The 6176-nt window shown below is 42.4% G+C and carries 8 protein-coding genes and 1 other annotated feature; all 8 genes read left to right on the forward strand.

The window, feature by feature from the left end; all coding sequences use genetic code 11:
• The coding region (dnaI, locus tag AC1DVB_RS24490; RefSeq protein WP_477591367.1) for a primosomal protein DnaI at positions 1–462 on the forward strand (462 nt) is incomplete at its 5' end.
• 121 nt (positions 463–583) lie between these two features.
• Positions 584–1444, forward strand: a complete 861-nt coding sequence (ytxC, locus tag AC1DVB_RS24495) for a sporulation protein YtxC (protein ID WP_230136773.1) — start codon at positions 584–586, stop codon at positions 1442–1444.
• Positions 1445–1834: 390 nt separating this feature from the next.
• Positions 1835–3766, forward strand: coding sequence for a threonine--tRNA ligase (thrS, locus tag AC1DVB_RS24500; protein ID WP_230137003.1), 1932 nt, complete (start codon positions 1835–1837; stop codon positions 3764–3766).
• A gap of 106 nt (positions 3767–3872) precedes the next feature.
• On the forward strand, positions 3873–4043 hold the full coding sequence (locus AC1DVB_RS24505) for a hypothetical protein (RefSeq protein WP_477591370.1): 171 nt from the start codon (positions 3873–3875) through the stop codon (positions 4041–4043).
• A 53-nt stretch (positions 4044–4096) separates the two neighbouring features.
• Positions 4097–4591 (forward strand): GNAT family N-acetyltransferase, encoded by a 495-nt coding sequence (locus AC1DVB_RS24510; RefSeq protein WP_328134147.1) that lies wholly within the window; start codon positions 4097–4099, stop codon positions 4589–4591.
• Between the two features lie 127 nt (positions 4592–4718).
• Positions 4719–4856, forward strand: a sequence feature (ribosomal protein L20 leader region).
• 98 nt (positions 4857–4954) lie between these two features.
• On the forward strand, positions 4955–5455 hold the full coding sequence (gene infC / locus AC1DVB_RS24515) for a translation initiation factor IF-3 (RefSeq protein WP_034309072.1): 501 nt from the start codon (positions 4955–4957) through the stop codon (positions 5453–5455).
• A gap of 34 nt (positions 5456–5489) precedes the next feature.
• Positions 5490–5690, forward strand: a complete 201-nt coding sequence (rpmI, locus tag AC1DVB_RS24520) for a 50S ribosomal protein L35 (RefSeq protein ID WP_034309070.1) — start codon at positions 5490–5492, stop codon at positions 5688–5690.
• 35 nt (positions 5691–5725) lie between these two features.
• On the forward strand, positions 5726–6085 hold the full coding sequence (rplT, locus tag AC1DVB_RS24525; RefSeq protein WP_034309067.1) for a 50S ribosomal protein L20: 360 nt from the start codon (positions 5726–5728) through the stop codon (positions 6083–6085).
• The last annotated feature ends 91 nt before the right edge of the window (positions 6086–6176 follow it).

Consider the following 6176-nt stretch of genomic DNA (forward strand, 5'->3'; position numbering starts at 1 on the left):
GGTAAAAGGCAAAAAGGCTTGTATATATATGGGAAATTCGGTGTTGGGAAAACGTACTTATTAGGTGCGATCGCCAATGAACTTGCAAAAAGGCAAATTTCCTCCCTTATAGTCTATGTACCTGACTATTTGAGGGAACTTAAGGGATCGATAGGTGATAATACGGTCAATGAAAAAATTGAAATGGTGAAAACGGCACCTATCCTCATGCTTGATGATATTGGAGCGGAATCCATGACGAGCTGGGGACGCGATGAGGTTTTTGGTCCGATTTTGCAATTTAGGATGCTGGAAAACCTGCCGACATTTTTCACTTCGAATTTTGATATGAATGGCCTGGAGAACCACCTGACCTTTTCACAGCGCGGTGAGAAAGAAGAAGTGAAGGCGGCCCGGGTACTGGAAAGAATTCAATATTTAGCCGAGCCGGTCAAGCTTGATGGCGTGAATCGGAGAAGATGAAGAAAAGTGGTCTCTTAATGGAGGTCACTTTTTTCTTCTTACAAGGCCCATCCTACTTCTAAACACGTCCCCATCCCCATATACATGAAAAAAGAAGCAAGGGGGAAGGGGGGATGTCGTAGTGCAAATTTTGTTTCAAAACGATTCAGAGGCATTGAAATTACTGAATTTCGTTTCTGTCCATCCACTGGGGGCAGAATTTCAAGCATATATTCGATTTATTCCGCAACAAGGCATGCATGTGGATATGACGGAATCTTCAGGTGATGAATGGCTAATTCTGCTTCGTGATGCATTCCATTCTTTTTTATTGGAAGAAAAGACGCTTCCTGTTCTGGAGCAAATTATAGTCGGTAAATTTTTTTATAGGGAACGGGAAGAAATTGAAGCCATCATTGAAATTGCATCATCCATCATCGAGGCGGAAAGAGCCAGGAATCAAGATGGAGCATTCAGTACGGAGAAACGATTGATTGAGGAAGGACTTCAAAGCATCTTGGCTGGAAAGGTATCTTTTTCATTCGATTCTTTTACGACCTTCCGTTTAAAATCGTTTCAGCACACTTTGGAAAAGTATGTCGTCAAGGCGATTGATGAATATAAGCTGGAACAGGACTATCAAAATTTCATTGCTACGCTCCGTGATTGCCTTCAAGGGCAGGAGTCGAAATTAAGAAAGCTTCACCTGGTCAACCGGGACGGTTTTCACTTCTATGATCAGAAATTCAGCAAACTCGACCGTCCAAAAATCAATAGTATGATTGACAGGAGGCTTCTTGCCAAAAGCTCACTTTTTCTCGATACGGTGATACTTGCCCCGCTTTTATCGATTGCTCCTGAAAACTTGTGCATATATACTGATGACAAGGAAGAGGGGCTCATCCAGACCATTTCAAGGATTTTCGAAGAACGGGCGACCATTTTACCACTTTCGTCATTTTCTATGCAGTTGAATGAACTTTCGTGGAAAAAAGAAAATTAACCTTGATTTTCACCGTATAACAAATTATAATTTCCTACATACTATTAAAAAACTAAAAGTTATGATGAGGACAAGGGTATTCTAGTTGCCGATTATCAGAGAGGGAAGCCAACAGGCTGTAAGCTTCCTATTCGCATGGAACACTTACCACCTTTAAACTTCGGCTCGGAAAGCAGGCATTCTGCGAATATGAGCTGACGGGAAGCTGCCGTTACCAAGTTACAAGTGCCATTTTGCCGTGAAAAGCAAGCTGGAACGAGGGTGGAACCGCGGGTTAATGATATTTATTACTAAGCTCGTCCCTGTTTTATACAGGGGCGGGCTTTTTTGTGTTGTAATGGAATCAAAAACCTGTAATTTGTTCGAACAAATAAGAAGGAGTGAAACTGAATGTCAGAACTACTGAAAATATCTTTTCCTGACGGAGCGGTCAAGGAGTTTGCTAAAGGCACAACAACTGAAGACATCGCTGCATCCATCAGTCCTGGTTTAAGGAAAAAATCCATTGCCGGAAAATTCAATGGTGAATTATATGATTTAAAACGTCCGATTGAACAAGATGGTACAATCGAAATCGTCACACAGGACGCAGCGGATGCTCTTGAAGTATTGCGTCACAGTACAGCGCACTTGATGGCACAAGCGATCAAACGACTGTTCAAAAACGCTAAATTCGGCGTAGGGCCAGTCATTGAAGGCGGCTTTTACTATGATATGGATCTGGAGGAATCATTGACTCCCGAAGACCTTCCATTGATTGAAAAAGAAATGAAGAAAATCGTCAACGAAAACTTGGCAATCTCCCGCATCGAAGTGAGTCGTGATGAAGCGATTTCCCGTTTTAAAGAAATCGGCGACGAGTATAAATTGGAGTTGATCGATGCGATTCCTGCCGATCAGCAGGTAACACTTTATGAGCAAGGGGAATTCTTTGACCTTTGTCGTGGAATTCATGTTCCATCAACTGGGAAAATCAAAGAATTCAAGCTATTGAGCATCGCTGGAGCATACTGGAGAGGCGATAGCAAAAACAAAATGCTTCAACGCATTTACGGTACGGCTTTCTATAAAAAAGAAGATTTGGCCGAACACCTGCGTCTCCTTGAAGAAGCCAAGGAACGTGACCATCGTAAAATCGGCAAAGAATTGAACTTGTTCATGAGCTCACAGAAAGTGGGGCAAGGGCTGCCGATGTGGTTGCCAAAAGGCGCGACAATTCGCCGTACAATCGAAAGATATATCGTGGATAAGGAAGAACGTTTAGGCTATGACCATGTCTACACACCTGTAATGGGAAGCGTGGACCTTTATAAAACATCCGGACACTGGGATCATTACCAGGACGGTATGTTCCCGGTCATGGAGATGGAAAACGAACAGCTTGTCCTGCGTCCGATGAACTGTCCGCATCACATGATGGTCTATAAAAACAGCATCCACAGCTACCGCGAACTGCCAATCCGGATTGCTGAGCTAGGCTTGATGCACCGCTATGAAATGTCAGGTGCCCTTTCAGGCCTTCAGCGTGTACGTGGGATGACATTGAATGATGCGCACATTTTCGTTCGCCCCGACCAAATCAAAGAAGAGTTCAAGCGTGTTGTGAACCTTGTTCTGGAAGTTTATAAAGATTTCGATATCAAGGATTATTCATTCCGTCTGTCTTATCGCGATCCTCAGGATACAGAAAAATACTTCGATGATGATGACATGTGGGAAAAAGCGCAAAGCATGTTAAAAGGCGCCATGGATGAGCTTGGTCTTGATTACTTTGAAGCGGAAGGTGAAGCGGCATTCTACGGTCCTAAGCTTGATGTTCAGGTGCGCACTGCCTTAGGGAAAGATGAAACGCTTTCCACTGTTCAGCTTGATTTCTTGCTTCCTGAACGTTTTGACCTTAATTACGTCGGTGAGGACGGCAAGCAGCACCGTCCGGTTGTTATCCACCGCGGCGTCGTTTCCACAATGGAACGTTTTGTCGCTTACTTGATTGAAGAATACAAGGGGGCATTCCCTACTTGGCTTGCACCTATCCAAGCACAGGTGATCCCGGTTTCACCTGAAGTGCACTTGGATTATGCGAAAGAAGTACAGGAAAAACTTAAAGCGCAAGGCATTCGTGTCGACCTGGATACACGTGACGAGAAAATCGGTTACAAAATCCGTGAAGCGCAAATGCAAAAAATCCCGTATATGCTGGTCGTTGGAGACAATGAAGCCAAAGAAGGCAGCGTGAATGTACGTAAATACGGTGAACAAAAGTCCGAAACGATCGCATTTGAAGATTTCGTTTCAGCGATTAAGGCGGAAGTGAGCCGTTAATAGCAAAAAGAGGGGCACATATAGTTGTGTCCCTCTTTTTAATCATGGCATGATAAAATGAAACCATCATGTGAAAATATGTACAGCAATGAAAAGGAGGGGCAGCATGAAAAAGAAATTTACTTATCTATTCGGACCGACATTCCTTGTCATCATCATCTTATTGTTATTGGATGATTATCGACAATATGCCATCGTCCCGGTCCTGCTTTTTTGGATAGWCCTATTTTCTTGGGACACCATTGAGAAAAAGAAAAAGGCGAAAGAAGACTCTTAACATGTGATGTCTTCGGCCAGTATGGACTGTAACTAAAGGGGGAATGGGGATAAATGGAGATTAGAAGGGCTTCAAGGAAAGACGCGGGTAACTTGGCTGCTCTGTTCAATCATGTAGAAGATTCCGGGTATATGCTGTTTAACCCTGGGGAAAGAAAAGCTACGGCGAAACAAATGGAAAAGCAATTGGAGCAAATCGAAAAAAATCCCCCTTCCATTGTCCTCGTTTCCGCTAGCGGCAATGAGTTGACTGGTTACCTAATCTTATTGGGCAATCAAATGGGCCGTACGAGGCATTCCGCCAAAATCGTCATCGGCATCCATGAACAGGACAGAGGAAAAGGCATCGGTACGAAGCTATTTCAGAAAATGGAGGAGCATGCACGGACAAACGAAATACGGCGCCTGGAATTGTCCGTCATCGCAAACAACGCCCCTGCGCTTTCCTTATATCGAAAGATGGGTTTTGAAAAGGAAGGAATAAAGCGGGAATCACTGTTTTTTGATGGAAAGTATCATGATGAATATTTTTTGTCCAAATTACTTTAAAAAACGTATTGTCAAATAACTGAATGTCTGATAATATTAATTTTGTTGTGAAAAACGAATAAAATTTAGCATTTGACAAGTCATCAGTGTTTATGATATATTTCTAAAGTGAATTGAATACGTGTTTGATGAAAAGAAGAAGCACCCGCTTCTCACCTGGTTGACGCAAACAATGCAGTTAACAGGTCATGATTTGATTATTTGGATCTTTCTGAATGAGTCTATCAAGTGTGGGTGCAACATGCATCCACACTTTTTTATTATGATTATATCCTGTAAGCGAGTTGTGAGCGTGACCGAATTTATTCAAATATTCGTATTCGCCAATATCTTTGGAGGTGGCTAACTATTAGTAAAGACGCGATGGTAAACGAGGGCATCCGAGCCCGTGAAGTTCGTCTTATTGACCAAAACGGAGAACAACTTGGAATTAAAACGAAATTCGAAGCATTGGAAATTGCCGCTCGTGTAAATCTTGATCTAGTTTTAGTTGCTGCAAATGCAAAGCCTCCGGTAGCCCGGATCATGGACTACGGAAAACACCGCTTCGAGCAGCAAAAGAAAGACAAGGAAGCACGTAAAAATCAAAAAGTCATCAGTCTGAAAGAGGTTCGTTTGAGCCCGACGATTGAAGAGCATGATTTCAATACGAAGCTTCGCAACGGTATTAAATTCCTTGAAAAAGGCGATAAAGTAAAAGCTTCTATCCGATTCAAAGGACGTGCCATTACGCATAAGGAAATTGGTCAACGTGTACTCGTTCGTTTTTCTGAAGCATGTAAAGAAGTGGCTACAATCGAGCAACACCCAAAAATGGACGGGCGCAGCATGTTCATTATCTTAGCACCGAAAAACGAAAAGTAATTGTAAAGTAATTTGTAATGAGGAGGAATACCTTATGCCTAAAATGAAAACTCACCGCGGATCTGCTAAACGTTTCAAAAAGACTGGATCCGGCAAACTTAAGCGTTCTAACGCTTACACAAGCCATTTATTTGCTAACAAATCTACTAAGCAAAAGCGTAAGCTTCGCAAAGCTAGCCTTGTAAGCAAAGGTGACTTCAAACGTATTCGTCATATGCTAGACAACATTAAATAAGTTCGATTTATCGAGTTAAATAGGAGGGAAATAACATGCCACGTGTAAAAGGCGGTACTGTTACTCGCAAACGTCGTAAAAAGGTAATAAAATTAGCTAAAGGTTACTATGGCGCGAAACATATTCTTTTCAAAGTAGCTAACCAACAAGTAATGAAGTCAGGAAACTATGCTTTCCGTGACCGTCGTCAAAAGAAACGTGATTTCCGCAAACTTTGGATCACTCGTATCAACGCTGCAGCACGCATCAACGGTCTTTCTTACAGCCGTTTAATGCATGGCCTAAAGCTTGCTGGTATCGAAGTGAACCGCAAAATGCTTGCTGATCTTGCTGTTGCTGACGAACAAGCTTTTGCTCAATTAGCAACTGCTGCTAAACAACAATTAGACAAATAAGTCTGACTGATACCGCCACTCTCTTTTCAAGAGGGTGGCTTTTTACATATTTAAAGGAGGGAATGGGAATGCAAGGAGTATGGTTCATTGC

The organism is Peribacillus sp. P4_D6, from assembly GCF_056401795.1.